This is a genomic window from Halorubrum lacusprofundi ATCC 49239 (assembly GCF_000022205.1).
GTDB classification, from domain to species: Archaea; Halobacteriota; Halobacteria; order Halobacteriales; family Haloferacaceae; genus Halorubrum; species Halorubrum lacusprofundi.
This window is the reverse complement of sequence record NC_012029.1, coordinates 2089712-2106360: the sequence shown is the minus strand read 5'-3', so window position 1 is coordinate 2106360 and position 16649 is coordinate 2089712. Positions and strand designations below refer to the sequence as shown.

The 16649-nt window shown below is 67.5% G+C and carries 17 protein-coding genes; 7 read left to right on the top strand and 10 right to left on the bottom strand.

The annotated features are described in order from the left end of the window. Window positions 1-50 precede the first annotated feature (50 nt). Entirely contained in the window at window positions 51-503 is a 453-nt protein-coding gene (locus HLAC_RS10515) for a DUF7124 domain-containing protein (RefSeq protein ID WP_015910815.1), read from the top strand. A 66-nt stretch (window positions 504-569) separates the two neighbouring features. Here HLAC_RS10515 and HLAC_RS19295 read toward each other — a convergent pair whose 3' ends face one another. Continuing rightward, window positions 570-731 (bottom strand): hypothetical protein, encoded by a 162-nt coding sequence (locus HLAC_RS19295; RefSeq protein ID WP_015910814.1) that lies wholly within the window; start codon window positions 729-731, stop codon window positions 570-572. 141 nt (window positions 732-872) lie between these two features. On the opposite strand from HLAC_RS19295, the gene HLAC_RS10510 reads away from it, so the two are divergent. The 3 genes from HLAC_RS10510 (at window position 873) to HLAC_RS10500 (ending at window position 4280) form a co-directional block, all read left to right on the top strand. Beyond that, window positions 873-1985: an NADH:flavin oxidoreductase/NADH oxidase gene (locus tag HLAC_RS10510; protein WP_015910813.1), complete on the top strand. Its 1113-nt coding sequence runs from the start codon at window positions 873-875 to the stop codon at window positions 1983-1985. A gap of 102 nt (window positions 1986-2087) precedes the next feature. Beyond that, entirely contained in the window at window positions 2088-3335 is a 1248-nt protein-coding gene (locus HLAC_RS10505; RefSeq protein WP_015910812.1) for a GNAT family N-acetyltransferase, read from the top strand. A gap of 57 nt (window positions 3336-3392) precedes the next feature. Further along, window positions 3393-4280, top strand: coding sequence for a DUF7547 family protein (locus tag HLAC_RS10500; protein WP_015910811.1), 888 nt, complete (start codon window positions 3393-3395; stop codon window positions 4278-4280). 47 nt (window positions 4281-4327) lie between these two features. Here the strand turns inward: HLAC_RS10500 and HLAC_RS10495 are convergent, their stop codons facing one another. From HLAC_RS10495 to HLAC_RS10460, 8 genes are all read right to left on the bottom strand, one after another. Continuing rightward, the gene (locus tag HLAC_RS10495) at window positions 4328-5077 is read right to left on the bottom strand and encodes a sugar phosphate isomerase/epimerase family protein (RefSeq protein ID WP_015910810.1); all 750 of its coding nucleotides are present in this window, start codon (window positions 5075-5077) and stop codon (window positions 4328-4330) included. 387 nt (window positions 5078-5464) lie between these two features. Further along, on the bottom strand, window positions 5465-6565 hold the full coding sequence (locus HLAC_RS10490) for a glycerol dehydrogenase (RefSeq protein WP_015910809.1): 1101 nt from the start codon (window positions 6563-6565) through the stop codon (window positions 5465-5467). Window positions 6566-6881: 316 nt separating this feature from the next. Continuing rightward, complete coding sequence (locus HLAC_RS10485) at window positions 6882-7952, bottom strand: methionine synthase (RefSeq protein ID WP_015910808.1); 1071 nt, start codon at window positions 7950-7952, stop codon at window positions 6882-6884. Then, on the bottom strand, window positions 7952-8953 hold the full coding sequence (locus tag HLAC_RS10480; RefSeq protein ID WP_015910807.1) for a hypothetical protein: 1002 nt from the start codon (window positions 8951-8953) through the stop codon (window positions 7952-7954). The genes HLAC_RS10485 and HLAC_RS10480 overlap by 1 nt, the downstream gene beginning before the upstream one ends. A 100-nt stretch (window positions 8954-9053) precedes the next feature. After that, complete coding sequence (locus HLAC_RS10475) at window positions 9054-9653, bottom strand: HemK2/MTQ2 family protein methyltransferase (protein WP_015910806.1); 600 nt, start codon at window positions 9651-9653, stop codon at window positions 9054-9056. After that, on the bottom strand, window positions 9650-10894 hold the full coding sequence (locus HLAC_RS10470) for a mechanosensitive ion channel family protein (RefSeq protein WP_015910805.1): 1245 nt from the start codon (window positions 10892-10894) through the stop codon (window positions 9650-9652). Before HLAC_RS10470 ends, HLAC_RS10475 begins: the two co-directional genes overlap by 4 nt. 45 nt (window positions 10895-10939) lie before the next feature. After that, on the bottom strand, window positions 10940-11851 hold the full coding sequence (locus HLAC_RS10465) for a 16S ribosomal RNA methyltransferase A (RefSeq protein WP_015910804.1): 912 nt from the start codon (window positions 11849-11851) through the stop codon (window positions 10940-10942). Window positions 11852-11932: 81 nt separating this feature from the next. Beyond that, window positions 11933-12511 (bottom strand): DUF655 domain-containing protein, encoded by a 579-nt coding sequence (locus HLAC_RS10460; protein ID WP_015910803.1) that lies wholly within the window; start codon window positions 12509-12511, stop codon window positions 11933-11935. Window positions 12512-12628: 117 nt separating this feature from the next. Here HLAC_RS10460 and HLAC_RS10455 point away from each other — a divergent pair, with 117 nt between their 5' ends. After that, window positions 12629-13501, top strand: a complete 873-nt coding sequence (locus HLAC_RS10455; RefSeq protein WP_015910802.1) for a YqcI/YcgG family protein — start codon at window positions 12629-12631, stop codon at window positions 13499-13501. After that, the gene (locus tag HLAC_RS10450; protein WP_015910801.1) at window positions 13494-14057 is read left to right on the top strand and encodes a cysteine hydrolase family protein; all 564 of its coding nucleotides are present in this window, start codon (window positions 13494-13496) and stop codon (window positions 14055-14057) included. Before HLAC_RS10455 ends, HLAC_RS10450 begins: the two co-directional genes overlap by 8 nt. 41 nt (window positions 14058-14098) lie before the next feature. Here the strand turns inward: HLAC_RS10450 and HLAC_RS10445 are convergent, their stop codons facing one another. Then, window positions 14099-15574: an MATE family efflux transporter gene (locus tag HLAC_RS10445; RefSeq protein ID WP_015910800.1), complete on the bottom strand. Its 1476-nt coding sequence runs from the start codon at window positions 15572-15574 to the stop codon at window positions 14099-14101. A gap of 121 nt (window positions 15575-15695) precedes the next feature. On the opposite strand from HLAC_RS10445, the gene lipA reads away from it, so the two are divergent. Then, entirely contained in the window at window positions 15696-16634 is a 939-nt protein-coding gene (gene lipA / locus HLAC_RS10440) for a lipoyl synthase (RefSeq protein WP_015910799.1), read from the top strand. The last annotated feature ends 15 nt before the right edge of the window (window positions 16635-16649 follow it).

Genomic DNA, 16649 nt, shown 5'->3' with positions numbered 1-16649 from the left:
ATAAGTCTCACCACACGGTTTAGCCGATCGGGCGCGAACGGACGTCCGAGATGGGTATCGATATCGACGACCCCGACCCCGGCGATCGCACCGGCGATGTGACGCTCGTGTTCTCGTTGGGCGCCGCCCGACGGCTCTCGGACCCAGAGGCAGCGATCGCGAACGCGCGGAAGTGGAGCCGCCACGTCGGGATCGTCGCCAACGACGCAGACGCAGTCGAGCGATTCGTCCGCGAGACGGGTGTCGAGAACGACTACACGCTCCGGAACTGGGACAAGTGGGGGACGCTCGGCGACATCCACGAGGAGAGCGGCGCTCCCCGGGCGGTGTTCGTCGGCGCGTCGACTGCGAACCGTCGCGTCGCGACCCACGTCGGCTTCGAGTACCTGCCGATCGACGAGGCGGCCGAGAAGGCGGGATGGGCGCTCTCGGAGCCCGAACGGTCGAGCGAATCGGGGGTGATCAGTCGCCTGTGGCGGGCGCTGAGAGCGCGGCTCGACTGATCGATGGCGGCGATACAGCGAGAGAACGGTCGAGAACGGCGATAGACGAACGAGAACGACGGCTCGCTATCGCTCCAACTCGACGGTTAGATCGGTCGCGATCCACGCGTCCGTGTTCCCCTCCTCGGTGAAGACGGTGCGGTCGGGCGAGCAACGGCTCGCCGCGACCGTTGGCCGTGCGTCCGACGATTCCTCAATCTCGCGTTCGATCCGGTCCCCAGCGGTCATTACCGGTTCGTCAGGGGTGTGTGGGGTTATAGATTTCGGTCGACCTAAACTCTCGCGGGATCCGGTTCCCTGCCTTCCGGCGGCGGCGATGCGTGCGGGGAATCGGATCCCATTAGCCCGTGGCGGCCGTCAGCCGAGACGATGCCGGATTCGCTTTTCACGCCGTTCACGCTCCGCGACACCGAGTTCCGCAACCGCGTAATGTTGTCGCCGATGTGCCAGTACTCCGCGGACGACGGGTTCGCGAACGACTGGCACCGTGTCCATCTCGGCTCCCGCGCCGCCGGCGGGGCCGGGGTCGTGATGACCGAGGCGACCGCCGTCGAGCCGCGCGGCCGCATTACGCCGGACTGCCTGGGGATCTGGTCCGACGAGCACGCCGAAGCGATCGAACCGATCGTCGAGTTCGTCAAGTCGCAGGGTGCGACGCCCGGGATTCAGCTCGCCCACGCCGGTCGGAAGGCCTCGCACCAACCCCCGGCCGAGGGCGGCGACCCGATTCCTGCGGACCGCGAGCGGGGCTGGGAGACGGTTTCCGCGACCGACGCGCCGTACCCGGACCCCGACCCGAACTCGGACGCGGACGACGGCGAACTGGCGTCGACCCGCCGATTGGACGGTGAGGGTATCGACGACGTGATCGACGCGTTCACGGCCGCCGCGGAGCGCTCGCGTGACGTTGGCTTCGAGGTCGCGGAGGTCCACGCGGCCCACGGCTACCTGCTCCACCAGTTCCTCTCGCCGGTCACCAACGACCGCGACGACGCGTACGGCGGGAGCTTCGAGAACCGCACCCGCCTCCTCCGGGAGGTCGTTGAGGCCGTTCGCGAGGTCTGGCCCGACGATCAGCCCGTCTTCGTCCGCATCTCCGCGACCGACTGGCTCCCCGACCGCGACTCGTGGGACGTGGACGACTCCGTGCGGCTGGCCCCCCTGCTCGCCGAGGCCGGCGCCGACCTGATCGACGTCTCCGGGGGCGGGATCCACCCGGATCAGCAGCTTCCGGGGGCAGGGCCGGGCTATCAGGTGCCGTACGCCGAGGCGATTCGGGAGGGGACCGACGTGCCCGTCGCCGCAGTTGGCGGGATCACGGAGCCAACCCACGCCGACGCCCTCGTCCGAAACGAGCGGGCCGACCTCGTCGCGCTTGGCCGCGAGATGCTCCGACACCCGTACTGGCCGCTTGAGGCCGCCCACGAACTCGGCGCCGACGTTGCGTGGCCGGTGCAGTACCGGCGCGGTCAGTTCGACTGACACGGTGCCGGCGAAGGCGACGCGCTCGGATCAGGCCGGTTCGACTGCGACCGCCTCGCACGCTCCGGGAAGATTTATTTCGCTCCCGGGAGCCGACCGCGTATGGAGTACCGACCCTTCCCCGACGAACGCAGCGATGAGTTCGACGCGTTCATGCGCTACGCGTTCTCTCCTGCCGAGGGCCCGTACGACCCCGAGGAGGCCGACGACCACGACACCATCGCCGACACGCGGGGCCTGTTCGACACTGACGACGACCCGGTCGCGGTCTGCGCGCACCACTCTTTCTCGCTGCGGATCCGCGGCGCCGACCGCGAGGTCGCCGGGCTCTCCGCGGTCGCGTCCCCGCCGGAACATCGCCGGCAGGGGAACGTCGGCCGCATGCTCCGGGAGTCGCTGACGGAGTACCGCGACCGGGGCGTCTTCGTCTCGACGCTGTGGCCCTTCGAATACCCCTTCTACGCCAGCTACGGCTGGGCGACCGCGAGCCGCTATCGCTACCTCACCGCGCCCCCCGATCAGCTCGGGTTCGTCGACGACCTGATCGCGACCGCGGGCGACGACGCCGGGAGCTTCCGGCCGCTCGACGAGGACGACTACGCGGCCGTGAAGCCGGTGATAGCGGCGATGGCCGACCGCTACGACCTGACGATGGACTGGACCGAGGAGTGGTGGCGCGAGCGCGCTCTCCAAGGATGGAAGACCGACCCGTTCGTCTACGGCTGGGAGCGCGACGGGGACCTCCGCGGGATCTGCGCGTACAGCTTCGACGACGACGCGGACGACGCGGACGAAACGGTGATGCGCGTCACCGACGTCGCCGCCGCTGACGACGAGGCGTGGTTCCAGCTGCTGCGCTTTGTCCGCAACCACGACTCGCAGGTCGCCGAGGTCCGGATCCAAGCGCCGCCGGACGCACCCTTACTCGACCTCGTTGAGGACCCCCGCGCCGTCGACTGCGAGATCCGAACCGGGCCGATGGTCCGGCTCGTCGATGCCGCCACCGCGCTCGAAGCGCTCGACCCCGATCCGGAGATCGAGACCGCGTTCTCGCTTTCGGTTTCCGACCCGCTCGTCGACTGGAACGACGAGACGTTCCGGGTCGCCGTCGCTGACGGGACGGTGGCGGTCGAGCCGACGGTGGACGGCGAGGTCGACAAGTCAGAAGTCGATGGGGCCGAGGCCGCGGACGCCGCGATCGACATCGGTACTCTCTCGCAGCTGTACGTCGGCTACACGTCGGTCGACGAGGCGGTCCGGAGCGACGGGCTCGCAGTCGGTTCCGCGCTCGCCGACGATCTTCGCGCGGTGTTCCCGCCGCGGACGACGCACCTTCGCGAGGGGTTCTGATCCCGCAGCCAAAAGCACCGGCCGGGCTTTTTATCCGCGGACCGCCTACGACGCGGCATGAGTTCCCGCGACGACCGACGCGACGACGACCTCGAGGAGCGGCTCGACGAGCTTGAGGACGTGTTGAGCGAACTCCGCCGCGATCTCCGCGAAACCGAGCGGGACCGCCGTGGTCCGCCTCGACCACCCCGGCTCTCCGAACTCGTTCGGTTCACCGAGCAGTACACCATTCCGACGGTGATCGCGCTCCTCGAAACGACGATCAAGTCGCTCGAACTGGTGCAGGGGACGCTCCGGCTTGCCGACCCCGGGCGGAGCCTCGACGAGACGGGAGCAGCGACCGACCGCCTCGGCGACGTGCGGGACGGCGCGAGCGCCGGGCTGTCGCGGTCGCTCTCGGAGCTCCGGACGGCGCTCTCTGAGGCCGACCTCCCGGAGGAAGCCGCCTCTCGGTCAATTATCGGAGATGCGCGCGACCTCACGGCGGAGATCGAAGCGCGGATAGACGAGGGGCGCCGCGAGGCCGACGCGGCCCGGCGCGGACGACGTGATCGGACCGACGGGCGGGATGAGACCCGGACAACCAACGAGGTAAACGGCGACCGCGACGACCGCGGCGTCCGGATCGACGTGACCGACCCGGACGCGGACCGTGAGGGCGAAAACGACGGGAACGGGGAGGCGGACGACTCGGACGACGACCCCGCACCGGAGGTCGACGTTGAGTCGGAACTGGAGTCGATCAAGCGCCAGATCGACGACCGCGAGGCGGATACAGCGGCCGACGCGGGAGACGAGACGGTAGACACCGAAGGCGCGGCGGCTGACGCCGGAGGCGAAACGACTGACGCTGACCACGACTCGGCCGATAACGGCAGTTCTGCTGGGAACGAGAGAGATGACGAACCGGCCGACGGAGACGACGACGACCGCGACTCGGTCTGACGACCGTCGCTCTATTTTTAAAGACGAGAAGGAATCGGTTTCGCTATTTAAAAGTCGACGCCGAGCCGCTCCGCGATCCGTCGGGCCGAGTCGAGGAGGAGCGTCTCGTCGTCGGTGAACACCTCAAGGGCGACCGTCCCGTCGAAATCGCCGAGTTCGGACTCCACGTGGCCGTAGTCGACCTCGCCGGCTCCCACGGGAAGGTGGGTGTCACCCCGGCGGCGGGCGTCGTGACAGTGGAGGTGTGAGATCCGGCCCCCGTGGCTCCGGAGGAACCGTTTGATCGCCTTGTTGTCGCCTTCCATATACGCGTGGCCGAGGTCGAAGCAGATCCGGGTGTCGGTCTCCCGAGCGATATCGCCGAGGACGGACAGCTGGAGCCCCGCGTGCTGGTGGCCGACGTTCTCGACGACGACCTCGACGCCCGCGTCGCGGCCGGCGTCGGCGACCCGCCGGAGCTGCTCGGCGGCGACCTCGCGGAACTCGGTGTCGTCGCGGTCGGCGGAGGTCGCGTGGAGGACGGCCTTTTCCGCGCCCAACTCGCCGGCGGCCTCCAAGAGTCGGCGCTGGTAGTCGACGATGGCGTCGTTGACCTCGGGGACGTAGCTGGCCAGCCGCTGGCTGTACGGGAGGTGGACGAGCAGATCGCGGCCGGCGAGCGCGTCGTCGAGACGTTCCGGGTCGATATCGCCCGGCACGAGCGTCGGCTCGCCGACCCCGAGCTCGCAGAAGTCGAACCGCTTCGGCGACGCCGCGAGCCGGTCGAGGTCGTCGCCGACGGTGAGCCCGATATCCATGCCGGAGGTGGGTGCGGCGTATGCTTATAAATGGTGCCGTCGACTTGGTGGCTCTGCGTCGATTCGGTTGATCGTTCTCGACGCCTCGATCGCTCAGTACACACGAGTGACGTAGCAACGGAAAATCAGAACACACCTGACTTTTGTCAGAAGCAGCGTGCAAGATATAGAGTGTGTAGTCAGCACAGGAACTGCATTATTTGCTCCGGTTACTCCTTGAATCAGCCGCAGGAACGTCTCCGATTCCTGATCCAGTGAGATACGAATTAATTCAGGTTGATCGGTACAAGAATGTTGCTGTCGCGGAGACCACTCACAAAGCCCCGCACCGCGATGGCATCCGAGACCTCCACAGCTTCGTTCGAACGCACGGAACGCTGCGGAGAATTAGCGGTTCTCGCGGACCCGTCGGGAGAGTTCGTCAGCAGTTAACAGCGCGTCGCGGACCATCGATGAGGAGACTGCAAACGGCTGGTTGTGGATTGTCTCTTCTTCGTCACAGGCTGCCTCAGCGACGACGGTGAGGTCGTTGTGCGACGGGTCGTCGAGACCGATATCCGAGAGCGTGACCGGAAGCCCAAGATCCAGCGAGAACTCAACGTACTCCTCAATGAACGCATCGTCACGGCCTTCCAACGCGAGCTGTGATATCGTCCCGATATTGACCTTTTCTCCGTGGGTCGCATCGTGTGTCGCCTCCAGCTGCGTCAATCCGTTGTGTATCGAGTGGGCCGCTGCGAGGCCACCACTCTCGAACCCCAGTCCGCTGAGAAGCGTATTCGCCTCGGTGACGGCTTCAACGCTCTCGGTGACAGCGCCCCGTTCGACCGCATCGACAGCGGCGAGTCCGTGGTCGCACAATGTGTCGTAACAAAGGCGTGCCAGATGGTGGCCAGCCCGTGTGGGTTTCCCGCCGACGACGTTGTCGCCGTCTGACTGGTTAGCTGCGTCGGCTTCGAACCACGTTGCGAGGCCGTCAGCGATCCCTGACCGGAAGAAGCGGGTTGGTGCGTCCGCAATAATTGCTGTATCCACTAGTACGAGATCTGGATGGTCCTCATAGAACCGGTACTCTTGGAACTCACCGTGTTCGCTATAGATGACCGAGAGCGCACTTGTTGGGGCGTCAGTCGAGGCGACTGTCGGCATCGAAACCATCGATTCGTCTATGTTCGTTCGGACGGCTTTTGCAGTGTCAAGTGCCTTGCCTCCGCCCGCACCGATGACGAGGTCAATCCCTTGCTCTTCCGCCAGACTGGTGATTCGGTCAATTTCCGTCTCGGACGCCTCGCCGTTGAACTCCACCGACATCGTACCCAGTCCTGCGTCTTCGAGACTCGTCAGTACACGGTCTTCAAGAATATCGAGGACGATTTCGTCGGCGATAAGCACCGCCTCCTCGCCCAATTCCTCAGCGTGCGATCCTATCTCCTCGGCAACATCCCGGCCCTGTACGTACGCTGCCGGTGATTTGAATATCTGAGCCATTGTGTGTCATTATCTATCAACAAGGTAATAACAGTTGCGTCCAGATGGATCTCTTGAGATTCTACTTTTCAGACATAATATCGTGTAAAACACCGTTTTCCGAGACTGGTCATAAAGCGCTATGTGAGGAGGACGGTGATCGATCCACTCCGATCAAGTCGGGAGATGATTCTATGCAAGATACGTGCGTTGTATCTTGCACGCCGCTTAGAACATCTACTGGACTTGGTAGGATTTTGAGCGGTCAATACGCAGTCGGAGCCTAACGGCTGGTTCAGAATTATCGGGAGCGAAATAAAACGTCAACAGCGCCGATTCAGTCGTCGAGCGGGTTCTCGACGTCGATCTCGCCGGAATCGATCTCGGCTTCGACCTCGCGGGCCGCGGTGACCATGTTCTCGGTCTTCCCGTACGCGATCTCTCGCGGGAGCAGCTTCAGCCCGCAGTCGGGCGAGATCGTGAGCTTCTCCGGCGGGACGACGCGCAGGCCCTGCCGGATGTTCGCTTTGATCTCCTCGACTGACTCGATCTCCGCCGTGTGGGCGTCGACGACGCCGAGCGCGAGGTCGGGCTCGAACTCGGGGTCGGTGAACGTGGGAATCTGCTCGAAGTCGCCGTTACACAGCTCCACGTCGAACTCGTCGATCGGGTAGTCGTTGATCTCGGGGTAGATCCGCGAGTAGTCGCCGTAACAGACGTGGAGGCCGATCCGGACCTCCTCGTCGATGCCCGAGACGATGCGTTCGAGGGCCTCGCCGACGATGGCGTGGTCCTCCGGCGTCGTCGCCAACGCGGGCTCGTCGATCTGGATGTAGCGCGCGCCAGCCTCGACGAGCTTCTCGACCTCCTCGTTGACGAGGTCGGCCAGATCGTACACGAGTTCCTCGGTGGAGGGGTACGCCTCGTTGAACGCCCAGAACCCGAGCGTGTAGGGCCCCGTGATCGGGACCTTGACGGGATGCTCGGCGACCGACGAGGTGAACTCGAACTCGTCGACGAGCCACGGCTCGTCGTACTCGACCTCCTCGACGACCGAGGGCTTGTCGAAGTAGTTGTGACCCCACACCTTCACGGGGCCGTTGAACTCGTAGCCGTCGATGCGGTCGGCGAAGAACTCGACCATCTCGTTGCGGCGCATCTCGCCGTCGACCACCGTGTCGAGCCCGGCGCGCTCGTGTTCGTGGGTGATCAGTCGACAGGCGTCGTCGTGGGCCTCTTCGAGGTCCGACACATCGAACTTCGAGTCGGGGTCGTCGACGAGCTCGTCGGCCCGGTTGAGCCACTTCGGCTTCGGGTACGAGCCGACGACGGTCGTCAGGAGGAACGCGTCGTTCGGGTGGTCGTGCGGGCGGAACTGTTCGCGGTTGGCAGACGGGTTTCGGACCATTATTCGAGCACCTCCGCGGCGGCGGCCAGCGTGTTCAGCTTCGCGCGGTACTTGTTGGCCGGCAGGTAGAACAGCTCGGTGTTCGGCGTCAGGTAGGTCCGGTCGAACCCTTCAGCGGGGATCTGCGACTCGAACCACTCGACGCGCTCCGCGATCGTCTCCGGCTCCTCAACGAGCGTGTTCTGCCCGTCGACGAGCCCGAGCGCGAGTGAGTCGGTGGCGCCGAACTCCTGAACGTTGTACACCGTGTCGTCGCGGTCGCCGGCGACCAGATCGAGCCCGAGCGCGTCCGCGCTCGCCTCGTCGACGAGGTGGGCGTACAGCTTCTCGTCGAGCGCGCCGTAGGAGGTCTGGACGACCACGTCGGCGTCGGTCGCGTCGGCGACCGTTGCGATCGCGTCGGTCGCGGTCGACTCCTCGCCCTCGGCGGGCGGGTTCGTCACCAGCGACGGTTCGAGGAGGAACAGCGTCTCGTGGGCGGGAAACGCCTCGACCTCGCCGGCGAGGAACTCGGCGATGGCGGCCTGGAACGCGGCCTCGTCGCCGTAGTGCTCGTCGGTCGCGAGGTCGGCGAGCGAATACGGGCCGGGAAGCGTCGCCGCGAGAGGTGCCTCACCGTCGATCAGGTCGGTGGCCCGCTCCAGCTCGCGCGCCACGTCGCCCGAGAAGTCGAGGTCGTCGACGACCCGTGGGTCGCGGTAGAAGTTGTTGTTGTCGTAGTACCGGACGATCCCGCCGGTCTCGACGCTGTCGTGCACCGTCAGCGGATGCGCGATCATGTCGTCCCAACGCCCCTGTCCCTCGACCACGCGGTCGAGGCCGGCGTCGAGCTGGTCGTTGACGTACTCGGTGCGCACCTCGTCGTACTCCTTGACGATCGCCTCGCTCTCGTCGCCGCTCAGCAGGTCACCCTTCTGGTGACCCTTCAGGTCGGAGAGCGTCTCCTTCGCCCAGTCCGGAAGCGGGTACAGCCCCGGTGTGGCTGCGACTCGTTCAGTCATTACCGTTGGTTCGATATGCCGTCGTATAATATTTGCTAATACAATTTATGTTCTCTAGTTATTAACTAACGGCCAGCGCCGCCGAGGGAGAGCGCCCACTTCACGCCCGACGCAGCGCTAACACCGTGAGCGTCTCGAACGGGAACGACTCCTCGACGACCGGCTCGGCCGCGAACCCGGCGTCCTCCACGAGAGCGAGCACCTCGTCGTACCCCGTCAGCGACGAGACTAGAAGCAGGACGACGCCGCCCGGCGCGAGGACGCGCCCCACGTCGTCGAGGAACGGCTCGATGAGTTCGCGGCCCGACTCGCCGCCCGAGAGCGCGTGTTCCATCCAGTCGCCCCACTCGTTGTCCGGGTCGGTCGGGAGATAGGGGGGGTTGAAACACACCGTGTCGAACGCGTCCGCCCGGTACGGGGAGAGGAGGTCGGCGACAACCCCTTCGACGCCCCGCTCGCGAGCCTGTCGCGCCGCGTGCGGATTGAGGTCGCTGCCGACCGTGTCGAGCCCGCGCTCCTCGGCGATCTGCTGGGCGACCCATCCCGAGCCCGTGCCGACCTCCAGCACTCGTCCGTGCGCCTCCTCAAGGGCCGCCTCTGCGAGGAGCCCGGAGTCCTCGGCCGGCTGGTACACCACGGCCTCGTCGAGGCCGCGTCGCTCTGCGAGACCGGAGCCGGCGTCGCGATCGTCCCCGGTCATCGGCCCGACTCCCCCGATCCTTCGGTGTCGCTCTCGGCGTCGGAGCCATCGTCCTCGCCCGAGTGGGACCCGCCGCGCGTCGCCGCGCGCCCCTCGACTGACGCGTCCAGTTGTGGGCCGGAGGCGTCCACATCCCGCGCGGAGAGCGTCTGCTGCGGGAAGGGGATCACGATCCCCTCCTCGTCGAGCGCCGGCTTGATCGCGTTCATCGCGGCGGTCTGCGTGCGCCAGCGCTTGCGCATGCTGGGGTTCCGGATCCAGTAGCGGAGTCCGAGCACGACCGCCGAGTCGCCGAACCGCTTCGTCACGGCGTTCGGTTCGGGCATCGCGGCCACGTCCTCGACCTCGGTGGTGGTCTCCTCGATCACCGTCGCCGCGCGTTCGATGTCGGTGTCGTAGTCGAGGCCGACCTCGATCTCGATCCGGTAGCGGTTCCGGCGTGACCGGTCGATTATTGATCCCGATCGCACGTCGTCGTTCGGGAGCGTAATCACCTCGCCGTCGAACGACCGGAGGCGGGTGCTCATGATCGAGATCTCCGTAACGGTCCCTTCGTGGTCGCCGATCTCGACCCAGTCGCCCACCTCGAACGGGCGGGAGAACATCAACACGAAGCCGGCGAGGATCGCGCCGAGCGTCTGGCGGGCCGCCATGCCGACCACGATCCCGAGGAACCCGGCACCGACGAGGAGGCCACCGACGTTGTCGGTGAACAGTCCGACGACGACCAAAAGCGCGAAGGTGTACACCGATATCTGGGCGAGCCGCCGGATCACCTCTTCTTGGTGATCGGTGAGCACCGTGCTCTCGGCAGAGATCTCGCGGATGACGCCCCCGAGGAAGTCCGTGACCGCATAGGCGCTCGCCAAGAGCACTACCGCGAGCACGACGTTCGACAGCTGGTCCGCGATCGCCGCCGACTCGTACGCGTCGAGGAGCGCCCCGCTGCGGTCCCACACCACGAGCAGGGAGAGCGCGCCGACTGCGGTGGCTCCGGCGACCGTTATCGACAGCAGGAGCCGCCGCACCGAGGAGAGCTCCCCGTTCCGCCGTTTTAGCCACCCGGTGAGCAGTCGAACGACGAGCACGGCGGCGACGATCAGTGCGGAGACTGCGACGCGCTGGGCGTTCCCCGTCACCACCCCGTAGATGTCACCGAGGGGGCCGAGGAGAGCCGTCGCGAACTGCGCGAGGGGGCCGAGGAGAGCTGTCGCGAACTGCGTGAGGACGACCGCGATCACGGTTCCTCTCCGTCGGCGACCGGATCCTCCGCCCAGGTCATCGGATCAGACCTCCGTCGGCGACCCGTGCTCGCGGGCCAGTTCGGCCAGCGCCGCGAACGACGACGGCTCCAGATCGCCCGGTCGCTGGCGGAGCAGGTCCTCGTCGGCGGCGTCGACGACGGCTTCCGGGTCGTCGAGCCCGGAGATGTGGCCGGTGTTCCGGATCGCGTTCCGGACCGTCTTGCGCCGCTGGGTGAACAGTGCCTTCACGAACCGGAGGAAGAACGCCTCGTCGCCCACCTCGTAGTCGGGATCGCGGGGGAGACACCGGACGACGGCGCTCTCGACCGCGGGCTGGGGGTCGAACGCCTCCTTCGGAACGCGTTCGACGATTTCCACGGCGGCGTAGTGCTGGGCGGACACGGAGAGCCGGCCGTACTCCGACTCGCCGGCCGACGCCACCATGCGCTCGGCGAACTCGGCCTGAAACATCAACACGAGCGGCTTTCCCTCGGGGAGCAGGCGGAAGGCGATCTCCGAGGAGACGCCGTACGGGAGGTTCGCGACGCAGGCGGTAAAATCGGGAAGGTCGACGTCGAGCGCGTCGCCCTCGATCACGTCGAGGAGGCCGTCGTCGATCGCGGTCGCGAACTCCTCGCGGAGGAAGTCTGCGAAGGTGCCGTCGCGCTCGATCACGGAGAGGTGGCCGGGCGCGGGAGCGGTGTCGGTGTCAGCGGAAGACGTGATCGCCGCCAGCAGCCGGTCGGTGAGCGCACCCGCGCCCCCGCCGATCTCTAAGAGGTGGCTCGTGTCGGCGTCGTCCGGGAGGTACCCGGGAATCCGATCGAGCACGCGGTCGTCGACGAGAAAGTGCTGGTCGCGGTCGGGGTTCGCGCGCTCCCCGGCCCGCCGGGCGAGCGCGTCGGGGTCGCGGTCCCCGTACGCCGCGCCAGCGCCCGTCGATAAGTCAGTCATGGCCGCGTTACTCCGCCGTTCCGGGTAAAAGTCTCGTTTCGGGGGCGTCGGCGGCTCCCGGGCCGGTATCGGCCGCGCGCCTCACTCCTCGTAACCGACGAACCGCCGGTACTTGAGATCCTCCTCGTGAATCTCCTCGACGATCCGCTCGACGAGCACCTCCCGCGGGTGGTGGAGCCCGGTGACGCGCTCTGAGACCTCTTCGAAGCTCTCGAAGGGGCCGCGCTTTCGCTCGTCGAGTACCTTGTTCCGGAGCTGTTTGCCGATCCCCGGCAGGAGGTTGAGCTGGTGGAGCCGGAGCGTGATCGGCCCGGCCTCGTTGTAGAAGTCGACGAACCGCTTCTCATCGCCCTCGACGATGTCCTCGACCGCGTACTCGATCTCGGCGGCCGCGTTCCGGGTGAGGTCGTCGAACGACACCTCGCGGTACCGACCGACGGCCGGTCCGTCGAGCGCAAGCCGGTGGCTCACGGAGACGTCCGCCTCCTCGTCGAGCGTGAGCTCGTACAGCCGGAATGCGTCCGTGCCGAGCCCGTACGCGACCGGCGACTTCCGGTACTGCGGGCGGTCGTCGTCCGGCCGTCCGTTGGGCAACACGTCCAACAGGACGACCACGGGACCGTCGTCCGCGGCGGGCGCGTCGGTTTCGGGATCGGTCATGTGTGTTTTACGGTTCTGCCCGGTGAAAAAACCGCTGGCGCGGGGGGTGACGGCGATCGCTTCCCGACCGGTGGCGACCAGCGAAAGCCAAAAGCCCGTCTGTTCCCCACGAACCGTATGAACGAGCCCGGCACCGAGGGCGTGCTGTTGGACCAGAAGACGCTCCACGATCGGCTCGACGACGCGCCCGGGTGGCTCCAGGACCACTACCGCACCTTCCGCGAGTCGATGCTCGGCGAGCGCGACGACTCGCCGTTCCCCTGCTACTTCGGTATCGAGGTCGAGCGCGAGGGCGACCTGCTGTACGCCGCCTGCGAATCGACCACCGATCCGGCGGCCCTGCTCCGACTCCGGGACGTACTCGTCGAGTATCTCGACGCCTACGCGGACCACGCCGACCGCGCCCCGTTGGCGGTCTTCTTTCGGCCGCCCGAAGGCGATCCCGGTGAGTCGCACTACCACGAGCGGCTGTGGCACGTCCTCGAGTTCCTCCACGTCCACGACCCCGAGCCGTGGCCCGACGACATTCCGACCGATCCGGACACCCCGCGCTTCGAGTTCTGTTTCGGCGGCGAGCCGCTGTTCCCGACCTCTCGCGCACCGTTCTACGACGAGCGAAAGAGCCGATACTCGCCGGTCGGCCTGGAGGTCACTTTCCAGCCGCGAGCCGTCTTCGACGGGCTCACCGCCGACACCGAGGCGGGTCAACACGCCCGCGAGACGATCCGCGAGCGCATGGGCGAGTACGACGGGGTCTGTCCCCACGCCGATCTCGGCGACTGGGGCGTCGAGGGCGACCGCGAGTGGACGCAGTACCTGTTCCGCGAGGACGACGACGCGAGCCCGGATATCTGTCCCCTGAGTCCGACCCGCAACCACCCGAAGGCGCCCGCGGCGCTGTTGGAGCCGGGCGCGTGGCGTCGACTCGCCGAGTCGCCCGCGCCCGACGACGACGCCGGGTCCGTGATCGCGGGGACCGGCGATGACTGAGCGCACTGCGGGCGTTGCCGACGACGCCGTCCTCCTCCTGATCGACTTCCAGACCGGCTTCGACGAGCCGGGCTGGGGCGAGCGCAACAACCCCGACGCGGAGTCGGTCGCGGCCGCGCTCCTCGCGCGGTGGCGCGAGGCCGGCCGCCCGATCGCGCACGTGCGACACGCCTCGACCGAGCCCGACTCCCCGCTGCGTCCCGACGCCTCGGGGTTCGCGTGGAAGCCGGAGACAGCCCCCGAAGCGGGAGAGCCGACCTTCGAGAAGTCGGTCAACGGCGCCCTCCTCGACTCGGGACTTGACGAGTGGCTCCATGAGCGGGGACACGACACCCTCGTCGTCTGTGGACTCACCACCGACCACTGCGTCTCGACGACGGTTCGGATGGCCGAGAATCGGGGATACGAGGTTGCCGTCGTCGCCGACGCCACTGCGACCCACGCTCGCGAGGGGTACGACGGCGAGGCGATCGACGCCGACACGTCTCACCGCGTCGCGCTCGCGCACCTCGACGGCGAGTTCGCGACGGTCGTCGAGAGCGGCGATCTGCGCTAGCGTCGGTAGCGGCCCGTATCGATCGGCTCCGGAGTCGCCCCTCAGTCGTCCGCCGGGTCCGCGCCCGCACCGTCCCCGCCGCTCGCGCGCTCGGCGGCGTTCGCGAACATCCCCCGCCGCGTCGTGTACCAGAAGTACGCGCCCAGTCCGAGGAAGCCGACGACGTTCGAGGCGGCGACCGCCCAGAAGACGGCCTCAACTCCCCAGCCGAGTCCGGGCGCGACCGCGACGCCGAACGCCCCGAACGCCCCGAACGTCGCGGTGGCGGGCACCGCGGCGACGGCGATGGGGAACCGAATCGCCCAGTACTTGATCAGATCCGCGACGAACGAGGTTCGGGTGCGCGAAGCGCCGTTGAAGCCGGCGAGCAGGGTGTAGGTCCCGCCGAGCGCCCAGTAGGTGACCGCCAGAATCCGTAGATACAACACCGATAGCGACCGGCCGGTCGCGGTGAGGTCGGGCGCGAGGAGGTCGGCGATCGCGCCGGCGAACAGGAACTGGACGGCGCCGAGCGCGAGGAAGCCGACGACGACCAGTTTGGTGCCGACCATCGTCGTCCGCCGGGCGCGGTGCGGGGCGTCCGCGCCGAGGTTCTGGCCGATCATCGACTGGGCCGCCTGCTGCATCCCGAGTGCGGGGACGACCGCGAGCGTGGCGACGCGCGCGCCGACCGTGTACGCCGCGACCCCGGCCGCGCCGCCGGCGATCGCTACGAGGCTCACCACGAGCACGCGGACCAGTTCGCTCACTCCGCGCTGGCCACCGAGGGGGAGCCCGACTGCCACGACCTCGCGCACGACAGAGAGATCGACGGCGAACGCGTCGCGGGTGAGCCGGAACGTGTCCCGCCCGATCCCCGCGGCGTACGCGAGTATGTGAACGAATCCGACAATGCCGGAGAGTACGGTACCGAGGGCCGCGCCCGCGACGCCGAGTTCCGGGACCGGTCCGACGCCGAAGATGAGCGCGGGCGCCGCAACGAGGTTGACGAGGACGCTGACGACGCTCACGTGGAGGACGGCCCGCGTGTCGCCGTAGGCGGTGAAGCAGTTCTCCACCGTGTCGCCGACCGCGCCGACCGGGAGCACGGCGACGATAATCGCGAGGTACGTCGCGGTGGTGCCGGCGAGCGCCGGGTCCGCGCCGAGGAGTCGAACCAGCTCCTCCGGATACGCGACGACGGGGACCGCGATCGCTCCGGTGACCGCGAGCGCGACGAGCGCGCCGTTGACCGCGACCCGTCGCGCGCCCGAACCATCCTCGCCGCCGGCGCGCTGCGCGACGAGGATCTGCGTCCCGACGGCGGCGATGACCACCGCCGCGCCCAAAAGCGACTGGATCGGGAGGCTGAGCCCGACCGCGGCGACCGCGTCCTCGCTCACCCGGCCGAGCCAGAACGTGTCGACGAGGGCGTTCGCGACGTACACGAGGTTCTGCGCGACGAGCGGGGCCGCGAGTAGCAGGAGCACTCGCCCCACCGGCCCGTCCGTGATCGCCTCGCGGTCGACGTCGAGCATCGAATAGTTCCGTATCTAATGGAGATAATAAAAGGGTATTGATGTTAGATAGCATACTACTTGTAGCGCCGACGGCCGATCGGACCCTCACGTTTTTGCACTCGGCCGCCGTGGCTCCGGTATGCAACGCGGCCGTCGGAAGCCGGACTGGCTGAAGTCGCGCCCCCCGTCCGGGTCCCGGTTCACGGAGATCAAGGAACGCCTCCGCGAGCGCGACCTCCACACGGTGTGTGAGGAGGCAAACTGCCCCAACATGGGCGAGTGCTGGTCCGGCCGGGACGGCCCCGGCACCGCGACGTTCATGCTCATGGGTGACCGCTGCTCGCGCGGGTGTAACTTCTGTGACGTGGAGACGGGCGGGATGAAGTCGCTCGACTCGGACGAGCCCGAGAACGTCGCGGACGCGGTCGCCGAGATCGGGCTCGACTACGTCGTGCTCACGTCGGTCGACCGCGACGACCTCGCGGACGGCGGTTCCGAGCACTTCGCCGAGACGATCCGCGAGATCCAGCGGCGCGACCCGGAGATCCTCGTCGAGACGCTGATCCCCGATTTTCAGGGCGACCCCGAGGCGATCGACCGGATCATCGACGCGGGGCCGGACGTGATCGCCCACAACGTCGAGACGGTCGAGCGCCTCCAGTGGCCGGTGCGGGACCGGCGGGCCGACTACGAGCAGTCGCTCGCGGTCCTCGATCGGGTCGGCCGCGAGTCCGATATCCACACCAAGACGAGCCTCATGCTCGGCGTGGGCGAGTACGACCACGAGGTGTACCGGACCCTCGGCGACCTCAGCGAGGTGGGCGTCGACGTGGTCACGTTCGGGCAGTACCTCCAGCCCTCGCGCTCGCACCTCGACGTGTTCGAGTACGTCCACCCCGATGTCTTCGAGACGTGGCGCGCGGTCGCCGAGAGAGAGTTCGACTTCCTCTACTGCGCTTCGGGACCGATGGTCCGCTCCTCGTACAAGGCCGGTGAACTGTTCGTCGAGGCGCTGCTCCGGGAGGGGCGCTCACCCGAGGACGCACGGCGTCACGCGCGGGCCGCGGGCGGAGACTGACACGAACAGACGAAC

Bases quoted from the DNA above. Each gene is read 5' to 3' on its own strand.
- HLAC_RS10485 (WP_015910808.1), bottom strand. From the start codon at position 7,952: ATGGTCCGAAACCCGTCTGCCAACCGCGAACAGTTCCGCCCGCACGAC.
- HLAC_RS10505 (WP_015910812.1), top strand. From the start codon at position 2,088: ATGGAGTACCGACCCTTCCCCGACGAACGCAGCGATGAGTTCGACGCG.
- HLAC_RS10475 (WP_015910806.1), bottom strand. From the start codon at position 9,653: ATGACCGGGGACGATCGCGACGCCGGCTCCGGTCTCGCAGAGCGACGC.
- HLAC_RS10500 (WP_015910811.1), top strand. From the start codon at position 3,393: ATGAGTTCCCGCGACGACCGACGCGACGACGACCTCGAGGAGCGGCTC.
- HLAC_RS10490 (WP_015910809.1), bottom strand. From the start codon at position 6,565: ATGGCTCAGATATTCAAATCACCGGCAGCGTACGTACAGGGCCGGGAT.
- HLAC_RS10480 (WP_015910807.1), bottom strand. From the start codon at position 8,953: ATGACTGAACGAGTCGCAGCCACACCGGGGCTGTACCCGCTTCCGGAC.
- HLAC_RS10515 (WP_015910815.1), top strand. From the start codon at position 51: ATGGGTATCGATATCGACGACCCCGACCCCGGCGATCGCACCGGCGAT.
- HLAC_RS10510 (WP_015910813.1), top strand. From the start codon at position 873: ATGCCGGATTCGCTTTTCACGCCGTTCACGCTCCGCGACACCGAGTTC.
- HLAC_RS10450 (WP_015910801.1), top strand. From the start codon at position 13,494: ATGACTGAGCGCACTGCGGGCGTTGCCGACGACGCCGTCCTCCTCCTG.
- HLAC_RS10465 (WP_015910804.1), bottom strand. From the start codon at position 11,851: ATGACTGACTTATCGACGGGCGCTGGCGCGGCGTACGGGGACCGCGAC.
- HLAC_RS10460 (WP_015910803.1), bottom strand. From the start codon at position 12,511: ATGACCGATCCCGAAACCGACGCGCCCGCCGCGGACGACGGTCCCGTG.
- HLAC_RS10455 (WP_015910802.1), top strand. From the start codon at position 12,629: ATGAACGAGCCCGGCACCGAGGGCGTGCTGTTGGACCAGAAGACGCTC.
- HLAC_RS10445 (WP_015910800.1), bottom strand. From the start codon at position 15,574: ATGCTCGACGTCGACCGCGAGGCGATCACGGACGGGCCGGTGGGGCGA.
- HLAC_RS10495 (WP_015910810.1), bottom strand. From the start codon at position 5,077: ATGGATATCGGGCTCACCGTCGGCGACGACCTCGACCGGCTCGCGGCG.
- lipA (WP_015910799.1), top strand. From the start codon at position 15,696: ATGCAACGCGGCCGTCGGAAGCCGGACTGGCTGAAGTCGCGCCCCCCG.
- HLAC_RS19295 (WP_015910814.1), bottom strand. From the start codon at position 731: ATGACCGCTGGGGACCGGATCGAACGCGAGATTGAGGAATCGTCGGAC.